Annotated in this window: 15 protein-coding genes; 2 read left to right on the top strand and 13 right to left on the bottom strand. The window is 60.2% G+C overall.

Annotation, left to right across the window (positions count from 1 at the left end):
- Nucleotides 1-146 precede the first annotated feature (146 nt).
- Together KVG88_RS23925 and KVG88_RS23920 are read right to left on the bottom strand one after the other, a co-directional pair.
- Nucleotides 147-557: a type II toxin-antitoxin system VapC family toxin gene (locus KVG88_RS23925; RefSeq protein ID WP_150701081.1), complete on the bottom strand. Its 411-nt coding sequence runs from the start codon at nucleotides 555-557 to the stop codon at nucleotides 147-149.
- Nucleotides 557-811, bottom strand: coding sequence for a type II toxin-antitoxin system Phd/YefM family antitoxin (locus KVG88_RS23920; RefSeq protein ID WP_056857098.1), 255 nt, complete (start codon nucleotides 809-811; stop codon nucleotides 557-559). The genes KVG88_RS23925 and KVG88_RS23920 overlap by 1 nt, the downstream gene beginning before the upstream one ends.
- Before the next feature lies 1 nt (nucleotide 812).
- On the opposite strand from KVG88_RS23920, the gene KVG88_RS23915 reads away from it, so the two are divergent.
- Nucleotides 813-1091, top strand: coding sequence for a hypothetical protein (locus KVG88_RS23915; protein ID WP_217872920.1), 279 nt, complete (start codon nucleotides 813-815; stop codon nucleotides 1089-1091).
- A gap of 60 nt (nucleotides 1092-1151) precedes the next feature.
- On the opposite strand, the gene ccoP (KVG88_RS23910) is transcribed toward KVG88_RS23915, so the two are convergent.
- From ccoP (KVG88_RS23910) to ccoN (KVG88_RS23875), 8 genes are all read right to left on the bottom strand, one after another.
- Nucleotides 1152-2135, bottom strand: a complete 984-nt coding sequence (ccoP, locus tag KVG88_RS23910) for a cytochrome-c oxidase, cbb3-type subunit III (RefSeq protein WP_150701083.1) — start codon at nucleotides 2133-2135, stop codon at nucleotides 1152-1154.
- Entirely contained in the window at nucleotides 2132-2317 is a 186-nt protein-coding gene (locus KVG88_RS23905; protein WP_003175465.1) for a CcoQ/FixQ family Cbb3-type cytochrome c oxidase assembly chaperone, read from the bottom strand. The genes ccoP (KVG88_RS23910) and KVG88_RS23905 overlap by 4 nt, the downstream gene beginning before the upstream one ends.
- Nucleotides 2318-2322: 5 nt before the next feature.
- Complete coding sequence (gene ccoO / locus KVG88_RS23900) at nucleotides 2323-2931, bottom strand: cytochrome-c oxidase, cbb3-type subunit II (RefSeq protein WP_007905434.1); 609 nt, start codon at nucleotides 2929-2931, stop codon at nucleotides 2323-2325.
- On the bottom strand, nucleotides 2931-4373 hold the full coding sequence (gene ccoN / locus KVG88_RS23895; RefSeq protein ID WP_150701084.1) for a cytochrome-c oxidase, cbb3-type subunit I: 1443 nt from the start codon (nucleotides 4371-4373) through the stop codon (nucleotides 2931-2933). The genes ccoO (KVG88_RS23900) and ccoN (KVG88_RS23895) overlap by 1 nt, the downstream gene beginning before the upstream one ends.
- Before the next feature lie 483 nt (nucleotides 4374-4856).
- Nucleotides 4857-5810 (bottom strand): cytochrome-c oxidase, cbb3-type subunit III, encoded by a 954-nt coding sequence (gene ccoP, locus KVG88_RS23890; protein ID WP_217872919.1) that lies wholly within the window; start codon nucleotides 5808-5810, stop codon nucleotides 4857-4859.
- Nucleotides 5807-6004, bottom strand: coding sequence for a cbb3-type cytochrome oxidase subunit 3 (locus KVG88_RS23885; protein ID WP_150701086.1), 198 nt, complete (start codon nucleotides 6002-6004; stop codon nucleotides 5807-5809). The genes ccoP (KVG88_RS23890) and KVG88_RS23885 overlap by 4 nt, the downstream gene beginning before the upstream one ends.
- A gap of 3 nt (nucleotides 6005-6007) precedes the next feature.
- On the bottom strand, nucleotides 6008-6616 hold the full coding sequence (gene ccoO, locus KVG88_RS23880) for a cytochrome-c oxidase, cbb3-type subunit II (RefSeq protein WP_150701087.1): 609 nt from the start codon (nucleotides 6614-6616) through the stop codon (nucleotides 6008-6010).
- Nucleotides 6617-6626: 10 nt separating this feature from the next.
- Nucleotides 6627-8051: a cytochrome-c oxidase, cbb3-type subunit I gene (ccoN, locus tag KVG88_RS23875; RefSeq protein ID WP_150701088.1), complete on the bottom strand. Its 1425-nt coding sequence runs from the start codon at nucleotides 8049-8051 to the stop codon at nucleotides 6627-6629.
- Between the two features lie 91 nt (nucleotides 8052-8142).
- Here ccoN (KVG88_RS23875) and KVG88_RS23870 point away from each other — a divergent pair, with 91 nt between their 5' ends.
- On the top strand, nucleotides 8143-8817 hold the full coding sequence (locus tag KVG88_RS23870) for an alpha/beta family hydrolase (RefSeq protein ID WP_217872918.1): 675 nt from the start codon (nucleotides 8143-8145) through the stop codon (nucleotides 8815-8817).
- A 77-nt stretch (nucleotides 8818-8894) separates the two neighbouring features.
- Here the strand turns inward: KVG88_RS23870 and KVG88_RS23865 are convergent, their stop codons facing one another.
- The 3 genes from KVG88_RS23865 to acnA all read right to left on the bottom strand — a co-directional run bounded on the left by KVG88_RS23865 (nucleotide 8895) and on the right by acnA (nucleotide 14328).
- Nucleotides 8895-10460: a methyl-accepting chemotaxis protein gene (locus tag KVG88_RS23865; protein WP_150701090.1), complete on the bottom strand. Its 1566-nt coding sequence runs from the start codon at nucleotides 10458-10460 to the stop codon at nucleotides 8895-8897.
- 104 nt (nucleotides 10461-10564) lie between these two features.
- Nucleotides 10565-11356 (bottom strand): CPBP family intramembrane glutamic endopeptidase, encoded by a 792-nt coding sequence (locus KVG88_RS23860; RefSeq protein ID WP_217872917.1) that lies wholly within the window; start codon nucleotides 11354-11356, stop codon nucleotides 10565-10567.
- Nucleotides 11357-11586: 230 nt separating this feature from the next.
- A complete protein-coding gene (gene acnA / locus KVG88_RS23855) occupies nucleotides 11587-14328 on the bottom strand; it encodes an aconitate hydratase AcnA (protein WP_150701092.1) in 2742 nt (913 codons plus the stop codon).
- Between the last annotated feature and the right edge of the window lie 48 nt (nucleotides 14329-14376).

Genomic DNA, 14376 nt, shown 5'->3' with positions numbered 1-14376 from the left:
AAGGTCTGTTGCAGTGGCGCAATGATACGCCTGTCGCTCTAGCCCAAGGGTGCGACCTTTGGTCACGTTTGGCAAAATCAATTGATGGTGTAATGACTTGAATCAATTGACTTGTGAATTATGGACGGGTTTGCGAGGGCCGAGGCTCAATCGGCCCATGGGTTAATCAGCTGCACGCCACTGGATTGAAAATCGCCGACGTTACGGGTGACGACAGTCAGGCCATGAACCAGCGCGGTGGCTGCAATCAACGCATCTGCCTCGTTGGCGCGATCCGGCACATGCAAGCTGGCACACCGAAGGGCCACGGCAGCATCAATCGGCAGGATACGCGCATCGAAAGCCGGGATGACGTGACGCTTGAGCCAGGTGCGCAATACCTTTCCCTGCGCGGGATCACGGCGCTCCATGCGTAGAACGCCGGTCTCCAGTTCTTTCAAGGTAATGGCCGAAATGAACATGCGCGGAGCGATGATGCTTTTGGCCCAGGCGACGACGTTCGCATTAGCCTGGGGTTTGCGTAACTCCGAAATCACGTTGGTATCAAGTAGAAACATCAAGACAAATCCACAGGGCGGTGAGTGATCACGGCACGCTCGGTTTCGAACTCGATGTCTGCCGCTTCTGGCATTACCAACAGCTCGACGATATCGGCATTGATGCCGGTCAGTTTTTGGTAATCCTCAATGCTTAGCAGCACATGGGCCGGTTTGCCTCGGTCGGTGATGAAAACCGGCCCCTGACGCGTGGCTTTTTTGGCACCACTTGTGTCCTGGTTGAATTCGCGGCTGGAAATGGTGGTGATGGCCATCATGGGTGACCCTCCAGAATGTGCAGACGTAGCAACGTTACTACCAGCTCGTTCGGCTCGCAACCTCGTCTCGCCAGCGCTCGACCGCCGGTCGTTGTACATCGGCTGGAGCCGTCGCGACTATTTTGATGACGTACCGGTGTTCCTCAGCGCTGGTGCTTCCAATCAGACGTATCTGATCGCCGATATCGCGCCGGATCGCAAGACGCGGAAAGTCCATCAAGTCAATGGCAACAATTGGCCGAGCCGTCAGCCGATTGCAGTCATTCCTGTCCGATAAACAAAACGCAAAAAAAGGCCCCGTCAGATGACAGGGCTTTTTTTACATCACGCGTTTGCCTTACTGGGCGTCCGCCGCCGGAGCCTTCTCACCGTGAGACAGGCTGTAGACGTAAGCGGCCAGCAGGTGAACCTTGTCGTTACCCTGCATTGCCTCTTGCGCAGGCATCTGGCCCTGACGGCCGTAACGGATGGTCTGCTGCAGTTGAGCGAAGCTCGAGCCGTAGATGAACGCGCCCGGGTGGGTCAGGTTAGGTGCGCCCATGGCCGGGGTGCCTTTGCCTTCCGGACCGTGGCAAGCCACGCAGTTGGCGGCGAACAGCTTCTGGCCGGCAACCGGGTCAGCCTTGGCGCCTTCCGGCAGCTTGCGGCCGTCGAGGCTGGTCAGGACAAACGCCGCCACGTCGGCCACGCCTTGCTCGCCGATCACTTCAGCCCACGCTGGCATGACCGCGTGACGGCCGCCCATGATGGTGGTCTTGATGGTTTCCGGCTCGCCGCCCCAGCGCCAGTCGGCGTCGGTCAGGTTAGGGAAGCCATAAGCGCCCTTGGCGTCAGAACCGTGGCAAACCGAGCAGTTGGAGGCAAACAGGCGGCCACCCATCTTCAAGGCTTGCGGGTCCTTGGCCACTTCTTCGATTGGCATGGAAGCGAACTTGGCGAAGATCGGGCCGAACTTGGCGTCCGACTTGGCCATTTCCTTTTCCCACTCGTGGACGCCGGTCCAGCCAGTCTGGCCGTTGGCGAACGCGGTCTGCTTCTCGTTATCCAGGTAGTTGTAACCTGGCAGCAGGCCTTTCCAGTTGCCCAGGCCCGGGTACAGCACCAGGTAGCCCAGAGCGAAAATGATGGTGCCCACGAACAGCATGAACCACCATTTCGGCAGCGGGTTGTCGTACTCCTCGATCCCGTCGAAAGAGTGCCCAACCGTCTCTTCGGTGGCCTCGGTGCGCTGGCCCTTGCGGGTCGACAGCAGCAGCCAGGTCAGGGAAAAGATCGTACCGAGACTGAGGACTGTGACGTACAGACTCCAGAATGTAGTCATTCTTTGTTACTCCTAGAAGCTTGCTCGACGTGCTTGATGGCTTCGGGATCATCCGCAAAAGGCAGCAAGGTCGCGTCTTCAAACTCCGACTTGCGCTTGGGGCTGAATACCCACAACGCCAGACCGATGAAGGCCACCATCACAACGACGGTGCCCAGGCCACGAATCATCCCGATATCCATTTAGATCACCGTTTGCTTTTGATGATGGTGCCCAGGCCTTGCAGATAGGCCACCAGCGCGTCCATTTCGGTTTTGCCCTTCACAGCATCCTTGGCACCGGCGATGTCTTCGTCGGTGTAAGGGACGCCGAGCGTGCGCAAGACTTCCATTTTCTTGGCGGTGTCTTTGCCGTCGAGCTTGTTTTCCACGAGGAACGGGTAAGCCGGCATTTTCGACTCAGGCACTACGTTGCGCGGGTTGTACAAGTGCGCACGCTGCCAGTCATCGGAGTAACGACCGCCGACACGGGCCAGGTCCGGACCGGTACGCTTGGAACCCCACAGGAACGGGTGATCCCAGACGCTTTCACCGGCGACCGAGTAGTGGCCGTAGCGTTCGGTTTCAGCACGGAACGGGCGGATCATCTGCGAGTGGCAGCCGACACAACCGTTGGCGATGTAAACGTCCCGGCCTTCCAGTTCAAGGGCGGTGCGGGGCTTCATGCCCTCGACCGGCTTGTTGGTGACATCCTGGAAAAACAGCGGAACGATCTGGGTCAGGCCGCCGACACTGACGGCGATAACCATGAAGAAGGCCAGCAGGCCAATATTCTTCTCGACTGCTTCATGCTTCATCAGTGAGCTCCAACTACAGCGATCTGTTCGGCGGCTTCGGCTTCTGCCGGGTTCGAGGCGCGTACGGTACGGAATACGTTGTAGGCCATGAACAGCATGCCGGTGGCGAAGAACGCGCCGCCCAGTGCGCGAACGATGAAGCCAGGGTGGCTGGCTTGCAGCGCTTCGACGAACGAGTAGGTGAGGGTGCCGTCATCGTTGATTGCGCGCCACATCAGACCCTGGGTGATGCCGTTGACCCACATCGAAGCGATGTACAGAACGGTACCGATGGTCGCGAGCCAGAAGTGGGTGTTGATCAGGCCGGTGCTGTGCATCTGCGCACGACCGAACAGTTTCGGGATCATGTGGTAGATCGCGCCGATCGAGATCATCGCAACCCAACCCAAGGCACCGGCGTGTACGTGGCCGATGGTCCAGTCGGTGTAGTGCGACAGCGAGTTCACGGTCTTGATCGCCATCATCGGACCTTCGAAGGTCGACATGCCGTAGAACGCGAGGGAAACGACCAAAAAGCGCAGGATCGGGTCGGTGCGCAGCTTATGCCAGGCGCCCGACAGGGTCATCATGCCGTTGATCATGCCGCCCCAGCTTGGAGCCAGCAGGATGATCGACATCGCCATGCCCAGGGACTGAGCCCAGTCCGGCAGTGCGGTGTAGTGCAGGTGGTGCGGACCGGCCCAGATGTACAGGGTGATCAGCGCCCAGAAGTGCACGATCGACAGGCGATAGGAGTAGATCGGACGTTCGGCCTGTTTCGGCACGAAGTAGTACATCATCCCCAGGAAGCCGGTGGTCAGGAAGAAGCCCACGGCGTTGTGGCCGTACCACCACTGGATCATTGCGTCGGTCGCACCCGAGTAAGCCGAGTAGGACTTGAACAGGCTGACCGGCAGCGACATGTGGTTGACGATGTGCAGCATCGCGGTCACGACGATGAACGCGCCGTAGAACCAGTTACCTACATAGATGTGCTTGGTCTTGCGCTTGACGATGGTGCCGAAGAACACCAGACCGTAGGTGACCCAGACAATGGCCAGCAGAATAGCCAGAGGCCATTCCAGTTCCGCGTATTCCTTGGTGGTGGTGAAACCCATCGGCAAGGTAATGATCGCGCCGACAATCACCGCTTGCCATCCCCAGAAGGTGAAGGCGGCGAGGCTGTCGGAAATCAGTCGCGTTTGGCAGGTTCGCTGCACGACGTAATAAGAAGTGGCAAACAGTGCACAGCCACCGAAGGCGAAAATCACCAGGTTGGTGTGCAACGGGCGCAAGCGTCCAAAGCTCGTCCACGGCAGACCGAAGTTCAACTCCGGCCAAACCAGTTGCGAGGCGATGAAGACACCGAGCCCCATGCCAAGGATCCCCCAGACCACCGTCATGATGGCGAACTGGCGGACTACCTTATAGTTATAAGCAGTCGGACTGATTGCTGTGCTCATTCTAAGGTTCCACGGTTTGGGTGTTTTATTAGGATTGAAAATCGGCCGCAAGTATGGAGAAAGCAGGGGGTCATTGCAACGCGCCATGACCTGAGTCAATGCTTTCAAAAGCTGATTCTGCGGCCTTTCCATGCGCCGCGTAAGGGCAAAATTACCCATGGACAAATCGTCCCGGCGCAGAGATCAGTCGAGGGGGTCAGGTCGGGTGTAACGGGGTGTGTTCAAACGCAACGTTTGGGTGACCGGAGGCAATTGGCGCGACAGCCGGTATCTACCAGCCTTTGCGGCCTGTCAGTCAGCCGATTTGTCGAACACGTCGTTTCAGGGTCGACCTGGAACCGGCACCGGCCAGTCCGCATCGGGGGAAGCTTAGACCCGAATCCGGGGATCCGAAAGGAAGACTGAAGGAGGGTGCGACAATGGGTCGCAAAGAAGGAGGGAACTGCCGCATTGCGAAGAATGCGGCAGCAGAGCGGTCGAGATTTATTCGCGGTTGTCTTCAGCCTGTAAGCGCTCGGTATTCAAGCCGTGGGACAGGCTGTACACATAAGCGGCCAATAGCTGCACTTTATCGTTGCCCAGCAGTTCGTTTTGCGCCGGCATATGGCCCTGGCGACCATGACGAATTGTCTGTTCAAGCTGGGTCAGGCTGGTGCCGTAGATGAAGCCGGCCGGGTGCGTCAGGTTCGGCGCACCCATGGCTTCAGTGCCCTGGCCGTTTGCCCCATGACAGGCTACGCAAGTGGTACTGAACGCTTGCTGTCCGGCTTGCAGGTCGGCCTTGGTGTCGGCAGGCAGTGGCAGGCCGGCCAGTTCATGACGCACATAAGCCGCAACGTTTTTCACGCCGTCCTCACCGAGTATTTCCCCCCAGGCCGGCATGGCCGCCATGCGTCCACCCATGATGGTGGTCTTGATGGTGTCGGCGTTGCCACCCCAGCGCCAGTCGCTGTCCGCCAGGTTAGGGAAACCGAACGCGCCCTTGGCATCCGAACCGTGGCACACCGAGCAATTGGAGGCGAACAGGCGACCGCCCATTTTCAGCGCTTGCGGGTCTCGGGCCACTTCTTCCACTGGCATCGCGGCGAATTTGGCGAAGATCGGCCCGAACTTCGCGTCAGCCTTGTCCATTTCCTTTTCCCATTCGTGCACGCCGGTCCAGCCATTTTCGTAGCCGGGCAGGATGCCTTTCCAGTTGCCCAGGCCCGGGTAAAGGATCAGGTAGCCGACGGCAAACACCAGGGTGCCGGCGAACAGCATGAACCACCATTGCGGCAACGGATTGTCGTACTCCTCGATGCCGTCGAAGCTGTGGCCCATGGTCTGGTCGACACTGCCCTTGGTTTCGCCCTTGCGGGTGCCGATCAACAGCCAGGTCAGGCCGATCAGGCTGCCGATGGTCAGTACGCAAATCCACATACTCCAGAAGGTGGTCATGGCCGGGTACTCCTTGTTTCAGAGGCTTGGGTCGTGTCGGGTTGCGTCTCATCGGCGAACGGCAGCAGGCGCGCTTCGGCGAATTCCGCTTTGCGCTTGGCGCTGAACACCCACAGCGTCAGGCCGACGAAGGCCACGAACACCACGACCGTGCCGAGACCGCGGATCATTCCAGTACTCATTTCAATGACCATGCCTCACCTCTTGCTCTTGATCGCAGTGCCGAGCACTTGCAGGTAGGCGACCAGTGCGTCCATTTCGCTCTTGCCCTTGAGCGAAGCAACGGCGCCGGTGATGTCGTCGTCGGTGTACGGCACGCCGAGGGTACGCATCGTCTTGAGCTTGGTTTCGGTGTGGCTGCTGTCGAGTTGATTGGCGACCAGCCACGGGTAGGCGGGCATCTTCGATTCCGGCACGACGTTGCGCGGGTTGTACAAGTGCGCGCGATGCCAGTCATCCGAATAACGTGCGCCGACTCGCGCCAGGTCCGGCCCGGTGCGTTTCGATCCCCACAGGAACGGGTGATCCCACACGCTTTCACCGGCCACCGAATAGTGGCCGTAACGTTCGGTTTCGGCGCGAAACGGCCGGATCATCTGCGAGTGGCAGCCGACGCAGCCTTCGCGGATGTAAATATCGCGGCCTTCCAGTTGCAGCGCGGTGTAGGGCTTCATGCCTTCCACCGGTTTATTGGTCACGTCCTGGAAGAACAGCGGGACGATCTGGGTCAGACCGCCGATGCTCACGGCGAGCACCATCAACAGCATCAGCAGGCCGACGTTTTTCTCGATTGTTTCGTGTTTCATGCTGGACTCCTCAGGCCATCTGCGCGGCAGCGGCGGCTTCGGCAGGCTGCGAGGCCCGCACGGTGCGCCAGGTGTTGTAAGCCATCAGCAACATGCCGCTGAGGAAGATCGCGCCGCCCACCAAACGCACGACGAAGCCTGGATGGCTGGCCACCAGGGTTTCGACGAAGGAGTAGGTCAGCGTGCCGTCCTCGTTCACCGCGCGCCACATCAGGCCTTGGGCGATGCCGTTGACCCACATCGAAGCGATGTACAAAACCGTGCCGATGGTGGCGAGCCAGAAGTGCGCGTTGATCAGGCCGATGCTGTGCATCTGCGGGCGACCGAAGATTTTCGGGATCATGTGGTACAGCGCGCCGATGGAAATCATCGCCACCCAGCCGAGCGCACCGGCGTGTACGTGGCCGATGGTCCAGTCGGTGTAGTGGGAGAGGGCGTTGACGGTCTTGATCGCCATCATCGGGCCTTCGAAGGTCGACATGCCGTAGAACGCGAGGGAGACGACCAAAAAGCGCAAGATCGGGTCGCTGCGCAACTTATGCCAGGCGCCCGACAGCGTCATCATGCCGTTGATCATTCCGCCCCAACTCGGCGCCAGCAGCACCAGCGACATCACCATGCCCAGCGACTGCGCCCAGTCCGGCAGTGCGGTGTAGTGCAAGTGGTGCGGACCAGCCCAGATGTACAGGGTGATCAGCGCCCAGAAGTGCACGATCGACAGGCGATAGGAATAGACCGGGCGTTCGGCCTGTTTCGGCACGAAGTAATACATCATGCCGAGGAACCCGGCAGTCAGGAAAAAGCCCACGGCGTTGTGCCCGTACCACCACTGCACCATGGCGTCGGTGGCGCCGGCGTACACGGAGTAGGACTTGGTGAAACTCACCGGCAATTCAAGGTTGTTGACGATATGCAGGATGGCGACGGTGATGATGAACCCGCCGAAGAACCAGTTACCGACGTAGATGTGCTTGGTCTTGCGCTTCATCACCGTGCCGAAGAACACGATGGCGTAGGCGACCCAGACAATGGTGATCAGGATGTCGATCGGCCATTCCAGCTCGGCGTATTCCTTGGAACTGGTGTAGCCCAGCGGCAGGCTGATGGCCGCCAGCAGAATCACCAGTTGCCAGCCCCAGAAGCAGAACGCGGCGATTTTCGGCGCAAACAGTTGGGTCTGGCAGGTGCGTTGCACCGAATAGAACGAACTGGCGAACAGCGCGCAGCCGCCAAACGCGAAGATCACCGCGTTGGTGTGCAGCGGACGCAAGCGGCCGAAACTGGTCCACGGTAAATTGAAATTGAGTTCGGGCCAGACCAACTGAGCAGCGAGAAAAACCCCGAGCCCCATGCCGACGATGCCCCACACCACCGTCATAATGGCGAATTGGCGGACCACCTTGTAGTTGTAGGCGGTACTGATAGAAGTGTTCATGGTTCCCCATCCACGGTTCAGTCGAAGTGAGCGCAGCGCAAGACAGCGTCCCTTCGCCTGGAGTTATAGGCAGACTAAAAGCGAGGCAAGCATGGACAAAGGGCACAAGGCCGGTATTGACGGGGATCAATGGGCGCAGTGTGTGCGTGATCACGGATGGCTATGGGACGGCGCTTCAGGCACTGCTTCGGCGACATTGATTCTCGCCCATGGTGCCGGCGCACCGATGGACAGCGGCTGGATGAACGACATGGCCGCGCGCCTCGCGGCGCACGGCGTCAACGTGCTGCGCTTCGAATTTCCTTATATGGCGCAACGGCGCCTCGATGGCGGCAAACGCCCGCCGAATCCGGCGCCGAAACTGCTGGAATGCTGGCGTGAGGTGTATGCGCAGGTGCGACGTCATGTCGCCGGGCGGCTGGCCATTGGCGGCAAGTCCATGGGCGGGCGGATGGCGAGTTTGCTGGCGGATGAGTTGGGCGCCGATGCGCTGGTGTGCTTGGGGTATCCGTTTTACGCAGTGGGCAAACCGGAGAAGCCGCGGGTCGAGCATTTGGCCGGGTTGAAGACACGAACGTTGATCGTGCAGGGCGAGCGTGATGCGTTGGGCAATCGCGAGGCAGTGGAAAGCTATGCGATGTCACCGAGTATCGAGATGTTCTGGCTGGTGGCGGGAGATCATGATTTGAAGCCGCTGAAGGCTTCGGGGTTTAGCCATGAGCAGCATCTGGCGGCTGCGGCGGGGAAGGTTGCTGCGTTTTTGTGAGAAGCAAGATCAAAAGATCGCAGCCTTCGGCAACTCCTACAGGAAATACGCCAGCCTGCGATCTTTTGACTTTGACGTTACCGGTTAAACCGCTCCACCAACGAATATTGCGTGTTGGCGGTTTTGGTCAGCTCTTCACTCAACAGCGCCGAGTTCTGTGCCTGTTCCGAAGTCTGGTCAGCCAGGTGTGAGATGTTGCTGATGTTGCGGCTGATTTCCTCGGCCACGGCACTTTGCTCTTCGGTGGCGGCGGCGATCTGGGTGGTCATGTCGGTGATGTTGGCCACCGCTTCGCTGATGCCCACCAATGCCTGATCCGCTTCCAGTACCCGTGCCACACCCTCTTCAGCCTGACGATGCCCGGCTTCCATGGTTTGCACGGCGGTACTGGCGGTTTGTTGCAGCTTGGCGATCAAGGCGTGAATCTGCCCGGTCGATTCGCTGGTGCGTTGCGCCAGCTGACGAACTTCGTCGGCCACTACCGCAAAACCACGACCCATCTCACCGGCACGGGCCGCTTCGATGGCCGCGTTGAGCGCCAGCAGGTTGGTCTGGTCGGCAATGCCTTTGATCACGTCGACCACGCCACCGATTTCATCGCTGTCCTTGGCCAGTTGGGTCACGGTCTGGCCGGTTTCACCCACCACCACCGACAGGCGCTGAATGGCCTCGCGAGTTTCCCCGGCGATGTCACGACCACGACCGGTCAGGCGATTGGCTTCCTGCGTAGCGTCGGCGGTGCGCTGCACATGGCTGGCGACTTCCTGAGTGGTCGCGGCCATCTGATTGACGGCGGTCGCCACTTGCTCGGTCTCGACGCGCTGGCGTTCCAGACCGGTGGAGCTGTTGTGCGCCAGGGCATCGGATTGCTTGGCCTGATCAGTCAGGTGCTCGGCCGTGTCCTGCAAACGGGTCAGGCAGGTTTTCAAACGTGCTTCCTGACTGAGGATCGACATCTCCAGACGCGCCTGAGCGCCACGGCTGTCGGTGTACATCTGCGCGATCAGCGGGTCAGAAGTGGTCTGCTCGGCCAGGCGCAACAAACGCTTGATGCCGCGTTGCTGCCAGCTCAGGCCCATCAGGCCCAACGGCACCGAGAGCGCAGCGGCGAGCGCGAAACCCCACTGCGAGGTCAGCGTCGCACCGATCATGAAGCTCAACTGGCTGACCAGAATGAACGGCAGCCAGTCTTGAAGCACCGGCAACCATTTATCGGAGGAAGGAATAGCCGACTTGCCCTGATTGATGCGTTGGTAGAGCGCTTCGGCGCGGTGGATCTGTTCGGCGGTGGGTTTGACCCGCACCGACTCGTAACCGATCACTTGATTGCCTTCGAAGATCGGCGTCACGTAGGCGTTAACCCAATAGTGATCACCGCTCTTGCAGCGATTCTTGACAATACCCATCCATGGCAAGCCTTGTTTCAGTGTGCCCCACATGTGCGCGAACACCGCGGCCGGGACGTCGGGGTGACGCACCAGGTTATGCGGCGCACGGATCAGTTCCTCACGAGAAAACCCGCTGATTTCGACGAAATCGTCGTTGCAGTAGGTGATCATGCCCTTGGCGTCGGTGGTGGAAATCAACCGTTGCTGGGCCGGGAAGGTCCGTTCGCGTTGTGTAATTGGCTGGTTGTTACGCATGGCTTTTTAATCCGCAAGGCTTTCAAGTGCTGTATCGGCATGCGCAGTGATTGGTTGAGTTTATTTTTCGAGAATCAGCGGCGCGTCGCAAAATGACCCTTGCGTCAGCCGGCGAGCATCGGATAGGTGAACAGGCCGAAATGCAGCATGTTCAAACCAAAATGCGTGGCGATGGCCGCCGCCAGCCCGCCAAAACGGTAGGCCAGGCCATAGCCGACCCCGGCGAGGCTTGCCAGTAGCACCCATTGCCAACCAGCACCGGCATGCGCCAGGCCAAATAGCAGCGAGGCGAGCATCAGCGCGAGGTGTTCACCGTACGCCAAGTGTTTGAAATACCGGCTCAGGCCGCCCTGGATGTAGCCGCGAAACAGCGCCTCCTCGACCAGCGTTACCAGCAGCAGGTTGTTAAGCAACCACAGCCAGGCGTGCTCCGGCCATTTCGGCGCCCAGCCGATGACGCCCAGCGCCAGCGCACCGCCCAGTGCGAGTACGGCGCTCAAGGCCAACGCCAGCGCCGAGACATAAAAGAAGCTACGCAGCGACCGCCGACCGACAATCCACGGGCAGACAAGCAGCAGCCAAAAGCCGATCAGGGGTTTGTCCAGATTCAGGTACATCGAGAACGGTACGGCGTCGTCGGTAAAACGCTGAGGCGGTATGACGCGACCGTTGTAGAACCCCGGCAACCAGTGCATCGCCAAGGCCAGGGCGAGGAAGATGAACAGCGCGTGGCCGAGATAGCGACCGAACTGAAGTTGCGGTTGGCGAGCGGCGAAGCCAGCGATCAGCAACAAGCCGACGGAGATCCCCGCCAGCCAGCCGAGATGACCGTAGGCCAGGGCCATGCCATAGCCGAGGGAAAGCAGGGCCAGAAATGTCCATGGCAGGGCGAGCATTGTTATTCCTTGTGCATAAAAAAACTGCGGATACCTCAGTCCCTGTGGGAGCGGGCTTGCCCGCGATAGGGCCGTCACATTCAGCATCTCTGCTGCCTGACACTCCGCTATCGCGGGCAAGCCCGCTCCCACAGGGGATGTGTCGGCCGCAACATAGAGGTGGGCGATTGTACGGGTGACTGCCCAAATAAAAACACCGCCCGAAGGCGGTGTCTGTATTTACAGGGCGGTTATGAAGCAATCAACTGCCGCAACACGTAATGCAAAATCCCTCCCGACTTGAAGTACTCCACTTCATTAAGCGTATCGATCCGGCACAAGACTTCGATTCTTTCGCGGGTGCCGTTCTCGCGGGTGATCACCAGCGTCAGGTTCATCCGTGGCGTCAGTTCAACGCCGGTCAGGCCGAGGATATCCAGGGTTTCCGTGCCCCGCAGATTCAGAGTCTTGCGATTTTGATCGAGTTTGAACTGCAGGGGCAACACACCCATGCCCACCAGGTTGGAACGGTGAATGCGTTCGAAACTTTCGGCGATGACCGCTTTGACCCCCAGCAGATTGGTGCCCTTGGCCGCCCAGTCGCGGCTTGATCCCGTGCCGTATTCTTGCCCGGCGATCACCACCAGTGGCGTGCCCGCCGCCTGGTAACGCATGGCCGCGTCGTAGATCGCCAGCTTCTCCCCGGTAGGGATGTAAAGCGTATTGCCGCCTTCTTCGCCACCGAGCATTTCATTGCGAATGCGGATGTTGGCGAAGGTGCCGCGCATCATCACTTCATGGTTGCCGCGGCGCGAGCCGTAGGAGTTGAAGTCCCGCGGCTCCACGCCTTTCTCGCGCAGGTAGCGGCCCGCCGGGCTGTCGGCCTTGATGTTGCCGGCCGGGGAGATGTGGTCGGTGGTCACCGAATCGCCGAGCAGGGCGAGGACGCGCGCACCCGCGACGTCCTTCACCACCGGCGGCGGCCCACCGATGTCATCGAAGAACGGCGGATGCTGGATGTAGGTCGAGTCGTCCTGCCAGACATAGGTCGCTGCTTGCGGCACTTCGATGGCCTGCCATTGTTCATCGCCGGCAAACACTTCGGCGTATTCCTTGTGGAACATGGCGGTGTTCACCTGCTCCACGGCCTCGGCGATTTCCTGGGTGCTTGGCCAGATGTCCTTCAAATAAACCAGATTGCCGTTCTTGTCCTCTCCCAAAGGCTCGCGGCTGAGGTCGATGCGCACGGTGCCGGCCAGCGCATAGGCGACCACCAGCGGCGGCGAGGCCAGCCAGTTGGTTTTCACCAGCGGATGGACCCGGCCTTCGAAGTTGCGGTTGCCCGAGAGAACCGAGGCGACGGTGAGGTCGGCCTTCTGGATGGCTTTTTCAATCGGTTCCGGCAATGGGCCGGAGTTGCCGATGCAGGTGGTGCAGCCATAGCCAACCAACGCAAACCCGAGTTCATCGAGGTACTGTGTCAGGCCCGCTGCTTTGTAGTAATCGGTAACCACTTTCGAGCCGGGTGCGAGTGAGCTTTTCACCCACGGTTTGCGGCGCAGGCCTTTTTCCACGGCTTTTTTCGCCACCAGCCCGGCGGCCATCATCACGCTCGGGTTGGAGGTGTTGGTGCAGGAGGTGATTGCCGCGATCACCACCGCGCCGTTTTTCAGGCGCACCGTCTGACCTTCAAAGTCGTAGTCCACTTCACCGGCCAGATCGGCGTTGCCCACCGCCACACCGCCACCGCCCTCGCTTTCCAGGCGGCCTTCTTCCTTGCTGGTGGGTTTGAGTTGCAGGCCGAGGAAGTCGCTGAACGCTTGCGCGACGTTTGGCAGCGATACCCGGTCTTGCGGGCGTTTTGGCCCGGCGAGGCTGGCTTCGACGCTGGCCATGTCCAGCGCCAGGCTGTCGGTGAACACCGGCTCTTTGCCCGGCAGGCGCCACAGGCCCTGCGCCTTGCTGTAGGCCTCGACCAGTTTCACGGTTTCGATCGGGCGGCCGGACAGGCGCAGGTATTCCAGGGTCACGTCGTCCACCGGGAAGAAGCCGCAGGTGGCGCCGTATTCCGGGGCCATGTTGGCGATGGTCGCGCGGTCGGCCAGTGGCAGGTCGGCGAGGCCGTCGCCATAGAACTCGACGAATTTGCCGACTACGCCTTTTTTGCGCAGCATCTGGGTGACGGTCAGCACCAGGTCGGTGGCGGTGATGCCTTCCTTGAGTTTGCCGGTCAGTTTGAAGCCAATCACTTCAGGGATCAGCATCGACACCGGCTGGCCGAGCATCGCCGCTTCCGCTTCGATCCCGCCGACGCCCCAGCCAAGTACGCCGAGGCCGTTGATCATGGTGGTGTGGGAATCAGTGCCGACCAGCGTGTCCGGGAAGGCGTAAGTGCGGCCGTCCTCGTCTTTGGTCCACACCGTGCGGCCCAGGTATTCGAGGTTCACCTGGTGGCAGATGCCGGTGCCCGGTGGCACCACGCTGAAATTGTCGAAAGCACTCTGGCCCCAGCGCAGGAACGCATAACGTTCGCCGTTGCGTTGCATTTCGATGTCGACGTTTTGTTCGAAGGCGCTGCTGGTGGCGAATTTGTCGACCATCACCGAGTGGTCGATCACCAGGTCGACGGGGGAGAGCGGGTTGATCCGCTGCGGATCGCCACCGGCCTTGGCCATCGCCGCGCGCATGGCGGCCAGGTCGACCACGGCAGGCACGCCGGTGAAGTCTTGCATCAACACGCGCGCCGGGCGGTACTGGATTTCGCGGTCGGAGCGGCGCTCCTTGAGCCACGCGGCAATCGCCTTGAGGTCGGCGCCGGTGACGGTTTTTTCGTCTTCCCAGCGCAGCAGGTTTTCCAGCAGCACTTTCAACGACATCGGCAGCAGGTCCAGGTCGCCCAGGCTCTTGGCGGCATCCGGCAGGCTGAAATAGTGGTAGGTCTTGTCGTCGACTTGCAGGGTTTTCAGAGTCTTCAGGCTATCGAGGGACGGCATTACGATCACTCCTTTGAGTCCGCACGGCTACGGACTGAGGCGACGGGC

It is taken from the genome of Pseudomonas azerbaijanoccidentalis, assembly GCF_019145495.1.
GTDB lineage: Bacteria > Pseudomonadota > Gammaproteobacteria > Pseudomonadales > Pseudomonadaceae > Aquipseudomonas > Aquipseudomonas azerbaijanoccidentalis.
The sequence above is the reverse complement of the archived record's forward strand: the minus strand, read 5'-3'. Positions and strand labels throughout refer to the sequence as shown.

Coding starts and splice junctions, on each gene's coding strand:
- KVG88_RS23920 (WP_056857098.1), bottom strand. CDS start 811: ATGGCCATCACCACCATTTCCAGCCGCGAATTCAACCAGGACACAAGT.
- ccoN (WP_150701088.1), bottom strand. CDS start 8,051: ATGAACACTTCTATCAGTACCGCCTACAACTACAAGGTGGTCCGCCAA.
- KVG88_RS23925 (WP_150701081.1), bottom strand. CDS start 557: ATGTTTCTACTTGATACCAACGTGATTTCGGAGTTACGCAAACCCCAG.
- KVG88_RS23860 (WP_217872917.1), bottom strand. CDS start 11,356: ATGCTCGCCCTGCCATGGACATTTCTGGCCCTGCTTTCCCTCGGCTAT.
- ccoO (WP_007905434.1), bottom strand. CDS start 2,931: ATGAAGCATGAAGCAGTCGAGAAGAATATTGGCCTGCTGGCCTTCTTC.
- KVG88_RS23915 (WP_217872920.1), top strand. CDS start 813: ATGGGTGACCCTCCAGAATGTGCAGACGTAGCAACGTTACTACCAGCT.
- KVG88_RS23905 (WP_003175465.1), bottom strand. CDS start 2,317: ATGGATATCGGGATGATTCGTGGCCTGGGCACCGTCGTTGTGATGGTG.
- KVG88_RS23865 (WP_150701090.1), bottom strand. CDS start 10,460: ATGCGTAACAACCAGCCAATTACACAACGCGAACGGACCTTCCCGGCC.
- ccoN (WP_150701084.1), bottom strand. CDS start 4,373: ATGAGCACAGCAATCAGTCCGACTGCTTATAACTATAAGGTAGTCCGC.
- ccoP (WP_150701083.1), bottom strand. CDS start 2,135: ATGACTACATTCTGGAGTCTGTACGTCACAGTCCTCAGTCTCGGTACG.
- ccoP (WP_217872919.1), bottom strand. CDS start 5,810: ATGACCACCTTCTGGAGTATGTGGATTTGCGTACTGACCATCGGCAGC.
- KVG88_RS23870 (WP_217872918.1), top strand. CDS start 8,143: ATGGACAAAGGGCACAAGGCCGGTATTGACGGGGATCAATGGGCGCAG.
- ccoO (WP_150701087.1), bottom strand. CDS start 6,616: ATGAAACACGAAACAATCGAGAAAAACGTCGGCCTGCTGATGCTGTTG.
- KVG88_RS23885 (WP_150701086.1), bottom strand. CDS start 6,004: ATGGTCATTGAAATGAGTACTGGAATGATCCGCGGTCTCGGCACGGTC.
- acnA (WP_150701092.1), bottom strand. CDS start 14,328: ATGCCGTCCCTCGATAGCCTGAAGACTCTGAAAACCCTGCAAGTCGAC.